Consider the following 15850-nt stretch of genomic DNA (forward strand, 5'->3'; position numbering starts at 1 on the left):
AGGTGATTATAGCAGAGAGGGGATTTTTGAAAATGACCGTCTATGAACATTTAACATTAGATGAGGAACGCGCGCTGTACGGCATCAGCCACGCGACGGTTTCAAACTGTCTGTTTGACGGACCAGCGGACGGGGAATCTGCATTAAAGGAAACAAGCGATCTGGTTGTTTCAGACTGCGATTTTCGTTTGCGTTATCCGTTTTGGCATACACACCATGCTACCATTGAACGCTGCACAATGACAGATACTTGTCGTGCAGCACTTTGGTATGATGAGGATATTTCGATTTTAAATTCGAAGCTGAACGGCATTAAAGCAGTACGTGAATGCAAACGTGTTTCGATTTCTGATTCAGAGATTGTTTCGCCGGAATTCGGCTGGTTTTCGCAGGACCTCACATTGGTACATACGTCGCTGACTGCTGAATATGCTTTTTTGAAAACATCGAAGATGAAGCTTTCTGATTTTACACTGAACGGGAAATACTCGTTTCAGTATACGGAAGATGTGCTGATTGAAAACAGCGTGCTCAATACAAAAGATGCATTTTGGCACAGTAAAAATGTCACGGTAAAAGACAGTATTGTGCGCGGAGAATATCTTGGATGGTATTCGGAAAATCTGCATTTGATCCGGTGCAAAATCATCGGTACACAGCCGCTTTGTTATGCAAAAGGGCTTGTTCTTGAAGATTGCGAAATGGAAGAAACGGATCTTTCGTTTGAAAGAAGTGATGTTCAGGCAACGGTGCGCGGCGAAATTGTCAGCGTAAAAAATCCGATGAGCGGATATGTTACAGCAGACAATATCGGTGAAATCATCATGGATGAGTCTGCGAACGGTTCAACATGTGTGATTACATGCACGCATCAATAAAAGTGAAAAAATCCGGAAACGAAAACGCCGGCGCTTCATTGGAAGCGCCGGCTTTTGTGATTATTTTGTGTCTATCTCTTTATAAAGTGTTTCCCATTCTTTTAAGTGATTGAGTTTGCAGAACGCATCGCGAATAATATCGCCGTGTTCCTGCATCCAATCTGCACATACATTTTTTACACGATACAAATCATCCGCATAGGATGGATCGTCAATCAAGTTGTGCATCTCATTCGGATCGGCTTCCATGTCAAAGAACTGATCTTTGTCAGCACCGTTGAATACATATTTGTATCTTCCTTTTCGGAACATGCGCTGTGTCACAATCACGGAGAATGCACCCATGCCTTCGCACATGATTTCGTCGCTCCAAGGAAGGTCAGGCTGATCGATAAAATCATTGAGCGGACGTCCGTCACCATATCCAAACGCATCAGTCGGCTCATAACCGGCTTCTTTTAAAATCGTTGCATAGATGTCACAGGTTCCGACAAAAGCATCCTGATGATAGCCTTCGTATTGTGCACGTGCCGGCTTGATAAACAGCGGAATTTGCGTGGTATCGTCATACATGCTGTACGATTTGTTTTCCAGTCCGCCATGGCATCCTTGGTTGTCGCCGTGGTCCGCCGAGAAAATAATCATGGTATCCTCATACAGTCCTTTTTCTTTCAAATAATCAAGGAAACGGCCGATCTGTGCGTCAATATGAGTGGTACAAGCATAATAATGGCGCAGTGTATCCTGAAAGAAGTCCCACGACACTTCCGGACGGCGAATCAGGTTGTAAATACGCGGTCCGTCGGATACGTCCTCGGAGAAGGAGGGATTTTCCGGAATCTCGACGTCACGATACATGTCAAGATATTTTGTCGGTGCAAAGAACGGTTCATGCGGTCCCCAGAAATTCAGCTGGAAGTAAAACGGCTGATCATCCTGCGACAGCTCGTCAACAATCGCTTTTGCACGCTCAACCAAGTAATATTCGATCGTCGACTCAATCGGAGAAGTGACCTCGCCGACTGTCGAATGGTCACCCGGCAGTTTTCCGGTGGTCTGATTGATGATCGAAAGGGAAAGATTGTTATCTTTTAAATATTGCTCAAACTGCGGAAAACGCCAGCCGCCGTTTCCGTGGCCGGGGAAGTCATCGCCGATATAGCCGATTTCAGTCGGAACACAGCCGCGTCCGATATATGGCGCAACCTCCAAAAAGCCTTTTTCCAAAATACCGAGCAATGCTTTTCCTTCTCCGGTTGCGGTTTTGTCTTTTCCGACACCTAAATGCCACTTGCCGGTGTACCCACAGCGGTAACCGACCGATTCTAAGCGGCGGTTTAATAAAAACGGTACATCGGACAGCTCGTGTGTACGGCAGCCTGTCTGGAACGAGTTCGTTTCCATACCGGTTTTGGACGGATACAGTCCTGTCTGCATGGAACCGCGTGCAGGCGTACAAACCGGACAGGTGGTGTATGTATTGTCGAATACAACACTCTCTTTTGCCAATTGGTCGAGCACAGGCGTTTTGCAGATGGTATTGCTCCGATATGCAGACAGCGTATCTTTGCGATGTTGGTCTGTGCAGATGAAAATGATATTCTTCCGTTTCATTGTAAAAAATCCCCTCGTTGGATTTTGATTTGTAATAACATATTTATTATATCACAATACAAAATTGAGTGCAATGAAGAAAATGAAATTGTTTGCAGTGATATATACAATCGCCTTTCATCTTTCTGTTTTCTGATTTTCAAAGAATTAAAAGACAAATATATATAAAATAATTGTAATTATACTTGACTTTTGTGTATTCTTTGATATAATTAAATCAAAGAAATAAAAGGATGTGAGATTATGTCGTTGCTTCGCAGAGCCTTTTTGTATCTTACGAGAAAATATGTGAAAACAATCAGCTTGTTTTTTATCATTTTGGTGATTGCAACACTGGCGCTTTCGGCTGTTTCGTTAAAAGGAGCACTGCAAACAGCACAGCTGAATGTGCGGCAGTCGCTGGGCGGATGCCTGATTGTAGAGCCAAATTATGATCAATCGAGCAACTGGGAAGCTGTTACAGTGGATGGAGTGGTGTTAGGAATGCATTTTACCGGCACACTTCCTACCAAAGATTTGGCGGAAACGATTGCGCAGGAGCTTGGCGGCTTGCAGGGATATAACTTATCCGGTCGTGATTTTGCGCGCGTGTTCAAGGCGCCGGACGGTAACCCGCAAAATGGGTATGATCTTTCTCATATTGCAGTCGGAACCAACACGTATGATGCAGAAAATATAGTGGAAGCCAAAGAAAGCGGATTTGCACATTTAGATTACGCCGCTACCTATAATGTGAGTGTCTGCACGGATTCTTCCCTTGACTATTACTTTATGAATAACGAAGTGCGGCTTGTGGAAGGACGTCATATCAATGAGGACGAAACAGGCGTTGCGATAATCAGTGAAGAACTTGCGGAATTTAATGATCTGCAAGTTGGCGATACGATCTATATGCGCGATTCCAACATGTATTTGCGTGAAAAAGGAATGACCGAGGCTGTTTTTGCACCGGTTGAGATTGTGGGCTTGTTTGAAATTGTCAAGGAATATCCTGTTGAGTTTTCTTACATAGCGCCGGAAAACATGATATTTATCACGGCGGGTACGCGTGAGATCTATGATGTCAGATATGAAGAAACAACAAGTCCGTTTAACCGTATTTACTTTTATGCACAAGAACCCGATAATCTGGAGCGTATGATCGAGCAGGTGCAGGCACTTCCCGGCTTCGAAGAGAACAGCGACTTTGTGGTGACGGTTCGCAACGAAGCACTTCGTGCAATCAAAGGGCCGCTTCAGAATATCGATCAGATCATCACCATTCTAATTGTGCTGATTTTGATTGTCGGTATGATTATTTTAAGTCTTGTACTCTCGGCGCGTATCAAAGAACGTGTGCGTGAAACGGGTATCTTGCTTTCCGTAGGCACGAATAAAACGAATATTTTGATGCAGTATCTTGTGGAAACGACAGTGGTTGTACTTCTTGCATGCACAGTTTCGATTTTCAGCAGTATGCTCGTTGCAAAGAATGTCGGAACAGCAATGCTGCAGGACACGGTCAACAGTGGAATCGAAAGTTATACGCAGCAGCTTGATGAGGAAGAGCGGATAAACAATGAGAATGTAGAAGCAGAAGAAACGCAAAACCTGACAAAACTCACCGTTTCCATTCAAGCCGGAGAGATTGTTATTTTGTACGTTGGCGGTTTGCTGCTTGCATGGATTGCGGTCATTGCCGCGTCTGTTTCGCTGTTCCGGTTAAAGCCGAGGGAAATTCTTTCAAAAATGAGCTGACTATACAATTACTTTAATACTGCAGTGATAAAAATATATATATAATTACTATAATTATACTTGATTTTTCTGTATGTTTTTGATACGATTGAATCAAACAAGCAGAAGGATGTGGGATTATGTCGTTGTTTCACAGAACTTTTTTGTACCTTACACGGAAACGTGTGAAGACAATCAGCTTATTTTTCATTGTTTTAGTGATTGCAACACTGGCACTTTCGTCGGTTGCACTGAATAGTGCGCTGGAAATCGCACAGCTCAATGTACAGGAAGCGTTGAACGGGTGTCTGATCGTAACATCAAATTATGATAAAATAAGCAACTGGACAGTGATATCCAATGAAGCGGGGATGTACACACGGTTTATTGGCGACGGTCCCACGAAAGAGTTGGCAGAAACGATGGCGCAGGAGTTTGACGATCTGCGCGGATACAATCTGTCGGGCGATGATCGTGTGCGCGTGTTCAAGGCGCTGGACGGTAATCCGCAGAATGGCTATGATCTTTCTCACATTGCAGTGGGAATTAATTCGTATGATGCAAAGCTTATGGCCGAAGCAAAAGCGAGCGGGTTTGTACATACCGATACTCTTACATCCTTTAACGTGCATGTCTGCACCGATTCCTCGCTGGATTATCGCTTTATGGAAAACGACGTGCGGCTTGTGAAAGGCCGCCATATCAACGACAGTGAAACAGGCGTTGTGATCATCAATGAGGAACTCGCTGAATTTAACGGTCTGCAAATCGGGGATATGATTTATATTCGAGACAGAAACCTTGATCTGTATGAAGAAGGGAAGACCGAGGCTGTTTTTGCACCGGTAGAAATTGTCGGTTTGTTTGAGGTGATCAAAGAAGAGACTGTTGAGTTTTCCTGCGATGCACTTGAAAACATGATGTTTATCACAGAAGGCACACGTGCGATCTATGATGTCAAATACAGCCAAATCGCAAGTCCGTTTACGCACATTCACTTTTATGCGAATCGTCCCGACAGTCTTGATCATATGATCAGGCAGGTACAGTCGCTTCCTGCATTTGAAGAAGACAGCGACTATGTGGTGACAGTTCGCAACGAAGCACTTCATGCGATCAAAGGGCCGCTTCAAAGCATCACACAGATTGTTACCGTTTTGATCGTGCTGATACTGATTGTGGGCGTGATTATTTTGGGCCTTGTGCTCTCTGCACGGATCAAAGAGCGTGTGCGTGAAACCGGCATTTTGCTCTCTATGGGTGTGAAAAAGGCAAATATTTTGATGCAGTATCTTGCGGAAACGACAGTAATTGTGCTTCTTGCGTGTACGCTATCGATTTTTACCAGCAGACTGATTGCCCAAAATGTCGGAACAGCAATGCTTCGGGACACTGTTAACAGTGGAATCGAAAGCTATACCCAACAGCTTGAAGTGGAAGAGCGGATAAACAATGAGAATGTAGAAGCAGAAGAAACACAAAATCTGACAAAACTCACTGTTTCCATTCAAGCCGGAGAGATTGTTATTTTGTATGTTGGCGGTTTGCTGATGGCGTGGATTGCGGTCATCGCCGCGTCTGTTTCGCTGTTCCGGTTAAAGCCGCGGGAAATTCTTTCGAAAATGAGTTAGAAGGAGAGATCTGTTATGTCAATTATGGAAGTTCGCTCTGTTACATATTCCTATGACGGAACAAAGAATGTGTTGGATGATATTTCCGTTTCATTTGAGGAAGGAAAAGTATATGCAATTTTAGGTCCGTCCGGATGTGGAAAAACGACATTGCTGTCTTTGCTCGGCGGACTGGATGTGCCGACAAAAGGGACCATTTTGTTTGATGGAACAGATATCCGGCAAACGGGTTTAGGAGCACACAGAAGTGAACATGTATCGTTTATTTTTCAAAATTACAATTTAATTGACTATATGACACCGCTTGAAAATGCGGCGCTGTCTGCAACGAAAGAAACTGCAATGGCAGCGCTGAAACGTTTGGGACTGACGGAAAGTGAGATCAAGCGAAATGTGTTAAAACTATCAGGCGGCCAGCAGCAGCGTGTTGCCATTGCGAGAGCACTTGTTGCAAATACACGGGTTATTTTAGCAGATGAACCGACCGGAAACGTCGATGATGCAATGTCTGTTGAGATTACAAACATTTTAAAAGAAAGCGCGAAGGAAACCGGCAAATGCGTCATTATTGTTACGCATTCGATTGATCTGGCTAAAGAAGCGGATACTGTTTTGGTCTTGAAAAACGGTGTTCTTCAAAAGCAGCGCCCGGCTGAACTTGAAACAGAATCAAATTGATCGAATGGGTGTCGGTCAAGAAAGGATGTGACGCACATGTCACCGCTGCATAGAGCATTTTTATATCTCACACGAAAGCGCGGGAAAACAATCCTGTTGTTTTTGATTATTTTGGTGATTGCCACGCTGGCACTTTCCGCTATTTCATTAAAAGGTGCCGTTCAGACTGCGCAGCTGAATGTGCGGGAATCATTGGGCGGCAGCTTTTATGTGGAAGCCAATACGAAAAACTATAACAAATACGACTACGATGAAGAAGCCGGAAAACGTATTTTTGTTGGAAAGATGCCGACAAAGGAACTGGCAGAATCCATCTCGAGTCAGTTGGACGGTTTGTCTGGTTATTGTTTAACGCGTACTTGGCGTGCGCGGATGAGCAAGGAAGAGGGCGGAAAAGATGTTGATTTGGTTCCGGGAACTGCGGGCCCGCTCGATCTGCTGATGCAGGAACAGGCCAAGCAGGAGGATAGTCAGACTGATATTTATATTACGCTTGGTGTTGACATTTGCACTGATTCTGCGTTTCATCCGTTTTTTATGAATCAATCGATTTTACTGTCGCAAGGCCGCCATATAACGGAAGAAGATAACGGTTTTATTTTAATCAGTGAAGATTTGGCGCAAAAAAATGGATTAGCAGTGGGCGATACCGTTTATTTGCGAGATCAAAACAGTGTGCTGAAAGAAAATAAAATAGAACAGCCGACATATGCGTCCGCAACCATTGCCGGGTTGTTTTCGATTAACGGAACATCCGAATCGGAATCGGGATATACTTCTGCGGAAAATCTGATTATTACTACACAGAATACAGTGAAATCCTTTACTGTTGCATCGGATGAAGAACTTGAAAAATACGATCAGATTCACTTTTTTGCAGAAGACCCGGCTGATATTGAATCGATGATGAAAATTGTTGAACGACGTGATGATTTTTATCGAACGATTGATTTTATCGCGTATGCCAATAATGAACGTGTTATTGCGGTGGAAGGACCGCTTTCGAGCATCAATCGTCTGGTTGATTTTTTAATTTTGCTGGTGTTTGCAATCGGCGTGATCATACTATGGCTGGTGCTTTCATCGCGGATTAAAGATCGGATTCATGAAACCGGCATTCTCCTTTCTGTCGGACTGCGAAAAGTGAATATTCTTGCACAGTATCTCGTGGAAATCACAGTGGTGACACTGCTTGCATGTACGGTGGCGATATTCAGCAATATGCTGATTTCCAATATGACAGAAGATTTTCTGCATAGCACACTCACAACGACAATACAGCAGCAACAACAGGAAACATCCACTGTTATACAGCCGGATAATACAATAAATACACCTGCTGCACCAACGATTGTCGGAAATACACAGCAAGAGAAATCGCTCACTGAGATTTCGGTGACAATGGAACCCATCCATATTTTCATTTTGTATGGTGCAGGGCTGCTGTTATCCTGGGTTGCTGTTATAGCGGCATCCGTGTCACTGTTTAGGCTGAAGCCGCGAGAGATCTTATCAAAAATGAGTTGATTGTTTTGTTTGATACAAAGGCTGCATGTTGCATGCAGCCTTTGTGTTTTGTACATCAAAAGAGAGCGGATTCGTTACATTTTGTTTTAAAGAAAACGATGTTTTCATCACAATCGAAGTCTATAATAAAGACAGAAAGATTGGAGGTGCCAAAAATGAAAGAACGTGTTTGGCTGATTACTGGAGCAGCAGGGCACCTTGGCAGTGTAATTGCAAATATGCTTGCACAAAAAGGCGAGCGGGTTCGCGGACTTGTGCTGCCGAATGATCAAAATGCGCGTTTTTTGCATACAGATATTGAGTTGATTGAAGGGGATGTCTGTATTCCGCGTACACTGATTCCGTTTTTTGCATATGATCCGCAAACACAAATTCCTGTGCTGATTCATGCCGCCGGCATTGTGTCGATTTCGTCTAAGAGCAATGCGGCGCTGTTTCGGGTGAATGTAGAAGGAACACAGAACATTGTCCATATGTGCAAGCAGTATCAGGTTCCGCGCATGATTTATGTCAGTTCTGTTCATGCAATTCCCGAGAAAAAACGCGGAGAAGTAATCACGGAATCTGACGTGTTTGATCCTGATCTGGTACGCGGACAGTATGCAAAATCAAAAGCAATCGCAACCAAATATGTGCTGAGCCAAAGCGGAACGGGATTTTCCGTTTCCGTTGTGCATCCGTCCGGAATCATTGGTCCGGGAGATCACGGAAACGCGCATTTGACACAGCTTGTGATTGATTATTTGAGCGGAAGGCTGTATGCCTGTGTGAAAGGCGGTTATGATTTTGTCGATGTGCGTGATGTAGCCAAAGGAATCATCTCGTGCGTTGACCGCGGAGAAAACGGCGGTTCTTATATTCTGTCGAATCGGTTTTATGAAATCCGTTCGTTTTTGGATGTGCTGCAATCGGTGTCACAGGGCAAAAAAATCAAAACAGTTTTGCCGATGTGGCTTGCAAAAGCGACCGCACCGCTTTCTGAATGGTACTACCGCCGTTTAAAACAACCGCCGCTCTATACGCTTTATTCCTTGAAAACACTCGAAAGCAACGGCCTGTTTTCTCATAAGAAGGCAGATGATGCATTGTTTTATCATCCAAGGCCGCTCGAAAATACATTGCGTGACATGACCTCATTTTTAAAGCAAACGGATCGAATCAAAGAAAAAGCACTTGTCAAGCGAAAACAAAAGAAACTCCAATATCAGCGATAAACAAACCCACCGCGCGGAGAAAAAAGGTGATTCTTCGCGTGGTTTTTTCTTAGGAAAAAAAGTTTCCAAATTGATTGTATTCGATGAAAAAACATGATATTCTATAGTTATCTGAATTCTTTAATACATTAAAGGGTGTGTGTAATGAAAAAGACAGAAGTATTTGACAAAATTCGCGGTGGATTGATCGTTTCGTGCCAGGCGCTTCCGGAAGAGCCGCTTCACAGTTCGTTTATCATGGGAAGAATGGCATATGCGGCAATGCTGGGCGGTGCTGTTGGCATTCGTGCAAATTCCGTTGAAGATATCACGGAGATGAAAAAGCTTGTGGATCTTCCGATTATCGGTATCATCAAGCACGATTGTGACGACAGCCCTGTGCGGATTACGCCGACAATCGAACAAGTGGATGCACTTGTGGCATGCGGCGTTGATATTATTGCAACTGATGCAACCGATCGAATTCGCACAAAAGGCGTAACACTTGACGCGTTTTTCAAAGAAGTTCGGGAAAAATATCCGGATCAGCTGTTTATGGCAGACTGTGCAACGTTTGAAGAAGCGCTTCATGCACAGGAAATCGGGTTTGACTTGGTGGGCACAACGCTTCGCGGATATACGGAAAACACAAAAGGTATGCAGATTCCCGACTTTGATCTGCTCAAAAAATTGACAGCTGAACTTCATGTCGGTATTATCGCAGAAGGCGGAATCTGGTCGCCTGAACAGCTTCGCAGAGCGATTGACTGCGGCGTACTGGCTGCTGTTGTCGGAACGGCAATCACCCGTCCGATGGATATTACAAAACGGTATGTGGAAGCGCTCAAATAATGCTTGATGAAAGGAAAGAGTTTGATGGCGCAGGAACGATTTGAAAAACAGCTTGACTTCCTGATTTTGATCGACAAAATGAAAAACATTGAGCGGCAGACACTGATTGCAGATGGTTCCCGCCGGGAAACAGATGCAGAACATTCCTGGCATATTGCAGTGATGGCGCTGTTATTAAAAGAATATGCAGCAGAAACGATTGATGTCGATCGTGTGGTTCGTATGCTGCTTGTGCACGACTTGGTTGAGGTATATGCCGGCGATACATTTTGTTATGATGTGCAGGGAAATCTCGACAAGCAAAAACGTGAGCAGGAAGCGGCTGACCGGCTGTTTTCTATGCTTCCGGACGATCAGCGGGACGAAATCCGCGGATTGTTTGAAGAATTTGACCGTATGGATACACCGGATTCACGCTTTGCTGCTGCATTGGATCGATTGCAGCCAATCATCAACAATCATTTGACAAACGGCCATACCTGGCGCAAAGGGCATGTAAAAAGCGTACAGGTGTATGAACGAATGGCGCCGGTGAAGCAAGCCACCCCTGAACTTTGGCCGCTTGTAGAACGTATTGTTGCGCATGGTATTGAAATCGGCGCCTTAGAAGAATGAAAGGAGCGCACGACAAATGAAAACGATTCTGCTTGTTCCGCTGGACGAGCGTCCATGTAATTATCAGTATCAGTCCTTGATGGTGAAAGATACGGACTTCACCGTAAAACTGCCGCCGCTTTCGATTCTCGGAAAGAAAAAGACACCCGGCGATCCTGATCGGATTTTTGACTGGCTGTATGAAAATGCGGCAGATTGCGATGGTGCAGTCATTTCGATTGACGCGCTTGTTTATTCGAGTATTCTGGCGTCCAGACTTCATCAAGACCCGCTTTCGGTGCTTTCTGCCCGCATTGCACGTCTGCGTGATTTAAAAGCAGCGTTTCCGTCATTAAAGCTGTTTGGCTTTACACTGATTATGCGGAATCCGCGCTATTCAAGCGGCGATGAAGAGCCTGATTACTATGAATATTGGGGTCGTGAAATTCATCGGTACGGCGTGATCCGCCACAAAATGGAGCTTTCGATTGAAACGCAGGAAGAGCGGGAAGAGTATGACGATATTTGCCGCCGCTTGCCGCAGGAATACTTAAACGACTATCTTTCCCGGCGTGAAAAGAACATCGAGATCAACAAAATGGCGATTGATCTTGTGCGGGACGGCATTTTGGATTTTATGATTGTGCCGCAGGATGATTCGAGTCCTTATGGATTGACAGCGAAAGATCAGCAGGTTGTGCGCAGCTATATTCGAAGCACGCATACACAGCTTTCGGTTTACATGTATCCGGATGCAGACGCGGTAGAGAATACATTGATTGCGCGTATGATCAATGAAGCAAACGGTGTGCGTCCGCTTGTATATGTCAAATATGCAAGTGCGCTCGGCAGCAGTGTAATTCCGCTTTATGAAGACCGGCTTGTGAATGAAACAATCAAATATCAGATTCTTGCAGCCGGCGGACTGGTTGCATCCAGTGTGCAGGAAGCAGATCTGGTGCTGATGATCAACACGCCGGGCGGTAATCCGAAAGAACACGGAATTGACAAGCCGATTCCGCCCAGCATTGAATATGATGCATACCGCAATCAGATCGAGCAGGTGGAATATGCAGCATATGCAATGGAAACACTGCATAAACCGGTGTGCTTTGCGGATGTGGCATATGGAAACGGCGGCGATCCGGAACTGCTTTCACTGCTGAAAGAAAAAGGAATTCTTTATTCTGTTGCAGGGTATGCAGGTTGGAATACCTCATCCAATACGCTTGGAACCACGATTCCGATGGCAATGATTTTTTGCATCTACGGTCCGCGCCGTGCGCACGAAGAATTTCTTGCGGCACGGTATCTCGAGGATATCGGATATATGGCATTTGTACGGCGTGAAGTCTGTACAGAAGAACTCCAAAAGCGAGGACTTAATTATTTCTTGGTGGACGGCGAGGAAGGGCAGATTGCATCTATCGTCAAAGAGAAATTGCAGGCATTTGCAGATCAAATGCTGTGCGATGATACACATCATGTGGTGCTTAAGACGTGCAGAATGCCATGGAACCGCATGTTTGAAACAGAGATCCACGTGTGTTTTGAGTAAGAAAATACCGACGATCTGTCAGTATTGATATTTTTAAAAGGAGGATGCTTAAGGCATCTTTATCAAAGAGAAGTACATTTTCAGGTCGCGCCGGGTTCGTTTTGGCGGCAGCCGGAAGCGCAGGTGGACTCAGAAATATCTGGAAGTATTCTTTTGTCGGTGTTCTTTCTTCGATTATTCCGATCATCATTGTTTGAAACAGTCATTTCAATCTTTAATGTTTGTTGTCATTATCAAATATGTTGCACCGCTGTGTATTGTTGCAATTTTGATTTTCTCCGTGTTGAACACGTTTGGTATCATTTCATTGTAACATTCATTGCGATATCCTTATCGCATATGCAGGAGAGTTTCTCCCACTTCTTGACAAAACAAAGGTGCTGTGCTATATTATATCACAGTACCTGCGAATATAGTTTAACGGTAAAACTCCAGCTTCCCAAGCTGGCGTTACGGGTTCGATTCCCGCTATTCGCTCCATCATTTAGAGCCGGAAAACCCAGTAAATACGGGCTTTTTCGGTTCTTTGTTTTTGCCGTTTTTCCGGATTTACCGTAGTTTTACCGTAGTTTTTGCATTTTCAGTGTAAAGGCACATTGTAAACCGTTATCGTTGTAAATATTATATCATGCCTTTCGGATTTTGTCTATTTACAAAACAGGTTCAGCATGGTATAATATTTATCGTATTTTACCCTTTTTATTTTGTGTCCGGCTGTTTGACAGTCGGGCATTTTTTATGTACTTGAAATAGCACGAAATGCCCGTTATATCGTTAGCAACCCGGTTTTCTTCGATGAGGGTATAGCCTTTCGGTATATATGGCTTGCCTCCTTGCAGTGCTTTTTTGTCCTGCTTGCTTGCGTTCGTATAAATAATAGTCGGCTGTTTAAGATTCCGGCTTTCCGTCCATCGTTTGCCGGTGCGGCTGCGCGTTTCTTTCATGAGATAGTCGGCCAGATTGCTGTAGTCCGTGTCATGAGAGTAAAGCGTCTGAATTTCCACGTTACCCGCTCCGGGTGTCTTTTCCCATTGTGCTATTACTTCTTCCGCGCTGATCCGCGACATGATAACATGATGATGCAGCCGTTTTCCCTGGTATTCCGTGACGGCTATAAACTTCACGTTTTCAAGATTGGCTTTTTTCCTGCTGTAATTGATTCGGCGAATGAAGTTTGACAGATACCGCATTGCTTCTTCCGGGGTCGGTTCGTCTGCATATGGTAACGTCAAATACAGATCGCCGGGAACAAAATTCGCATTGATTTTGCGGCGAAAGTGTTTGATGCGGTTTATTTCATTCAGCTTTGCTTGCGCTTCTGTTGTGGGTGCTCTGCGTGGCTCTCTGGGCACTGTCTTTCCACGTTCCCGAACAGAAAAATATGTTTCATGTTCTAAAACGTCACCGGCTTTGATTATTTTTTTATACAGCGGCATAGCTTTTTCACTTCCGTTTCGTTCTTGTTTTAATTGATTTATCAAGACCACAAAAGGCCGTGAAGCCTTGAAAAATCAAAAATATATGACGGCTGCGCTCCTTACGCGCGCGCGGGAATATTAACATTTTTCAACACGTTTAAGCCCTGCGGGCGGGAAGCGCAGAAAAAAAGGTGCAAAAAAGGGCGGTCACCCGCCCGGTCGTTTCCTTGCTCCGGAAAGCAAGGGGCTATGTTTCAAGTGTATTTTTGATAGCGTCTTTGTTCTTCGCACAACGCCTTTGCAACTTGGTATAGTGTATCAAGCTGCTTGTTGTTCAGCGTGTGGACAAGCTTTTCAATGTTGCTTGTCTGCGGCCTTGATTGCTGTTTTTCTTTTGTGCAGTCGCACGTTTCGCCCGGATCGAGCGCAGCGCCGCAGTTTGGACAGATTCTATATAGCATGAAAAGCACCTCTTTTCTCAGTATGGCAAAAGTAATTCTTCAAGGATTTCCGACTGCTGCGAAAGCATGTGCACCAAAATTCTGACGCTGTCGGCCGCTTCTCGTCCCTGCATGTTTCCCGCTTGAATGTTCGCGGCCGTGCCGGACAGCGCCGCCGCAATGAAGCGCAGCTGCTCCAACGGTGTGAACAGCTTTTCGATTCCTACACATTTACATTCCGTTCTTTTCATGTATTTCATCCTTTCTATTTTGACGAACCCGCTCGAATGCGGGTTTGTTTTTTTATCGTGCATTTCTGATGTGATGTATGATCGTTTGCCGGTCGGTTTCTTCCAGATCGGCGCGGTTGTCCACGCCGTTTAGGTAGGCGAACAGCGTTTCCATGGAAATGAGAACCTTTCTTCCTGCATAGCGGCAGGGAAGCGCGCCGGACTTCACGGCCATCCGCAAAGAATGTTCCGTTACGGCTGTGTGCGGGTCGATGATCCGCAATTCCTGAATTGCTTCTTTGATTCCGCGAATTTTGGGGGCTGTCTGCATAATCATGTTTTACACCTCGGCTTTCTGGTTTGCGATATCGGTTAACGCCTTGAGATAGAGGAAAAACGGGATTGTGCCGGTTTCCGGGTCTGCAAAGCTTTTTATGTACGCTTTTTCCTGCTCGGTCAGCGCGTGCCGGTGTGTCCGGCGCGGCTTCACCGAAATTTCCGCTTCGTTCATCGTGCTTTCGCTCCTTTCTGTTTCTTCCTGCGTCTGAGTTCGTGTCTGATCTCGTTTGCAAGATAGGTTTCAAGCAGGACTGCGGCGGCAATGCCGATCCATACAAGAATACTGCTCATACTGCTGTTCATTGTGCTCCCTCGCTTTCCGGTTATGATACGGCGGGTTTTATGATTTCTTCCGGCTCAACTCCCAGAGCGGCCGCAATCTTTCCGATTGTTTTTGGTGTCACGTCATTTCCGCGCTTTGCTTTACGCAATGAGGACATTGAAATGTTTTTCTCTAATTCCTTTTGTGTTTTTCCTCTTTTCGCAAGGAACAACTCAAACTTTAATACATCAAGTTTCATGCTTTTCGCTCCTTTTGGCTCAAAATGAGCTATTGTTTAATTGGAGTATAGCTCATTTCGCTCTATTTGTCAATATCTATTGCGCATTTTGTTCCATTCCGCTATTATAAATTTGGTGGTGATATTATGAATGTTGTAGGAACAAGACTTCGAGAGCTTCGACAAAATTCATCTATGACGCAAGAACAGCTTGCGCATAAATTATCTGAAATAACGGGTGTGAACATTTCTACTCGCACAGTCAGCGGATATGAAACAGGAACGAGAGAACCGGACATCCGCACGTTAGTTTCTATTGCATCATATTTTAATATTTCTCTTGATTGGCTTTTGGGTATATCGAATCGAATGGAACGCGCTTCTGAACCTGCTCCCGATGAAAAATATTTATCATTTCCCGAAATTTCATTTATGATAAGAGATTTTTCAAAGCAGTTAAATGCAATCTCAATGAAAGCGGAGCAAAAAGGGATTTATTTCGATATGTTTAGTGAAGATTTATCGCCGCTTCATCCATATGCAAAAGATTATATATTGCATGAGGTCAAACGATGTATGAACCGCTGCGACTGGTTTTTAGAGAATATAGACAGCTTCAAACTTTCTAATGATTGTTTTAACGGTGACTTGATAGAAAGATATTTTTCGCGTGATTAAAACT

Annotated in this window: 18 protein-coding genes and 1 tRNA gene; 11 read left to right on the forward strand and 8 right to left on the reverse strand. The window is 44.4% G+C overall.

The annotated features are described in order from the left end of the window. Positions 1–32 precede the first annotated feature (32 nt). Positions 33–878, forward strand: coding sequence for a DUF3737 family protein (locus tag H6A12_RS00520; RefSeq protein ID WP_204443617.1), 846 nt, complete (start codon positions 33–35; stop codon positions 876–878). Between the two features lie 60 nt (positions 879–938). Here the strand turns inward: H6A12_RS00520 and H6A12_RS00525 are convergent, their stop codons facing one another. Then, the gene (locus tag H6A12_RS00525) at positions 939–2492 is read right to left on the reverse strand and encodes a sulfatase-like hydrolase/transferase (protein WP_204443620.1); all 1554 of its coding nucleotides are present in this window, start codon (positions 2490–2492) and stop codon (positions 939–941) included. A gap of 243 nt (positions 2493–2735) precedes the next feature. Between H6A12_RS00525 and H6A12_RS00530 the strand changes: the two genes are divergently transcribed. From H6A12_RS00530 to H6A12_RS00570, 9 genes are all read left to right on the forward strand, one after another. After that, on the forward strand, positions 2736–4229 hold the full coding sequence (locus tag H6A12_RS00530) for an ABC transporter permease (RefSeq protein WP_204443622.1): 1494 nt from the start codon (positions 2736–2738) through the stop codon (positions 4227–4229). A 119-nt stretch (positions 4230–4348) separates the two neighbouring features. Beyond that, positions 4349–5839 (forward strand): ABC transporter permease, encoded by a 1491-nt coding sequence (locus H6A12_RS00535; protein WP_204443624.1) that lies wholly within the window; start codon positions 4349–4351, stop codon positions 5837–5839. Positions 5840–5854: 15 nt separating this feature from the next. After that, positions 5855–6517 carry an ATP-binding cassette domain-containing protein gene (locus H6A12_RS00540; RefSeq protein WP_204443632.1) on the forward strand — a complete coding sequence of 221 codons (663 nt, stop codon included), beginning with the start codon at positions 5855–5857 and terminating at the stop codon, positions 6515–6517. Positions 6518–6553: 36 nt separating this feature from the next. Further along, complete coding sequence (locus tag H6A12_RS00545) at positions 6554–8044, forward strand: ABC transporter permease (protein ID WP_204443635.1); 1491 nt, start codon at positions 6554–6556, stop codon at positions 8042–8044. Positions 8045–8199: 155 nt separating this feature from the next. Then, on the forward strand, positions 8200–9258 hold the full coding sequence (locus H6A12_RS00550) for an NAD-dependent epimerase/dehydratase family protein (protein ID WP_204443637.1): 1059 nt from the start codon (positions 8200–8202) through the stop codon (positions 9256–9258). A gap of 144 nt (positions 9259–9402) precedes the next feature. After that, entirely contained in the window at positions 9403–10089 is a 687-nt protein-coding gene (locus tag H6A12_RS00555; protein ID WP_204443639.1) for an N-acetylmannosamine-6-phosphate 2-epimerase, read from the forward strand. A gap of 24 nt (positions 10090–10113) precedes the next feature. Further along, positions 10114–10704, forward strand: a complete 591-nt coding sequence (locus tag H6A12_RS00560; protein WP_204443641.1) for an HD domain-containing protein — start codon at positions 10114–10116, stop codon at positions 10702–10704. 16 nt (positions 10705–10720) lie between these two features. Next, entirely contained in the window at positions 10721–12241 is a 1521-nt protein-coding gene (locus tag H6A12_RS00565) for a DUF4127 family protein (RefSeq protein ID WP_204443643.1), read from the forward strand. Positions 12242–12647: 406 nt separating this feature from the next. Further along, positions 12648–12721, forward strand: a tRNA-Gly gene (locus H6A12_RS00570). Between the two features lie 200 nt (positions 12722–12921). Here H6A12_RS00570 and H6A12_RS00575 read toward each other — a convergent pair. The 7 genes from H6A12_RS00575 to H6A12_RS00600 all read right to left on the reverse strand — a co-directional run bounded on the left by H6A12_RS00575 (position 12922) and on the right by H6A12_RS00600 (position 15189). After that, complete coding sequence (locus H6A12_RS00575) at positions 12922–13677, reverse strand: rolling circle replication-associated protein (RefSeq protein WP_204443645.1); 756 nt, start codon at positions 13675–13677, stop codon at positions 12922–12924. 236 nt (positions 13678–13913) lie between these two features. Further along, positions 13914–14120, reverse strand: coding sequence for a hypothetical protein (locus tag H6A12_RS00580; protein ID WP_204443647.1), 207 nt, complete (start codon positions 14118–14120; stop codon positions 13914–13916). Between the two features lie 17 nt (positions 14121–14137). Beyond that, a complete protein-coding gene (locus H6A12_RS00585; RefSeq protein ID WP_204443649.1) occupies positions 14138–14350 on the reverse strand; it encodes a hypothetical protein in 213 nt (70 codons plus the stop codon). Positions 14351–14402: 52 nt separating this feature from the next. Then, on the reverse strand, positions 14403–14666 hold the full coding sequence (locus H6A12_RS00590) for a hypothetical protein (protein WP_204443651.1): 264 nt from the start codon (positions 14664–14666) through the stop codon (positions 14403–14405). Positions 14667–14669: 3 nt separating this feature from the next. Next, positions 14670–14840, reverse strand: a complete 171-nt coding sequence (locus H6A12_RS00595) for a hypothetical protein (RefSeq protein ID WP_204443653.1) — start codon at positions 14838–14840, stop codon at positions 14670–14672. Further along, positions 14837–14971, reverse strand: a complete 135-nt coding sequence (locus H6A12_RS13545) for a hypothetical protein (protein WP_275955270.1) — start codon at positions 14969–14971, stop codon at positions 14837–14839. Before H6A12_RS13545 ends, H6A12_RS00595 begins: the two co-directional genes overlap by 4 nt. 20 nt (positions 14972–14991) lie before the next feature. Then, positions 14992–15189, reverse strand: a complete 198-nt coding sequence (locus H6A12_RS00600) for a helix-turn-helix domain-containing protein (RefSeq protein WP_204443656.1) — start codon at positions 15187–15189, stop codon at positions 14992–14994. A 126-nt stretch (positions 15190–15315) separates the two neighbouring features. Here H6A12_RS00600 and H6A12_RS00605 point away from each other — a divergent pair, with 126 nt between their 5' ends. After that, positions 15316–15846 (forward strand): helix-turn-helix domain-containing protein, encoded by a 531-nt coding sequence (locus H6A12_RS00605; protein WP_204443658.1) that lies wholly within the window; start codon positions 15316–15318, stop codon positions 15844–15846. The last annotated feature ends 4 nt before the right edge of the window (positions 15847–15850 follow it).

The sequence above is a fragment of the Merdimmobilis hominis genome (genome assembly GCF_016901855.1).
Taxonomy (GTDB): domain Bacteria; phylum Bacillota; class Clostridia; order Oscillospirales; family Ruminococcaceae; genus Paludihabitans.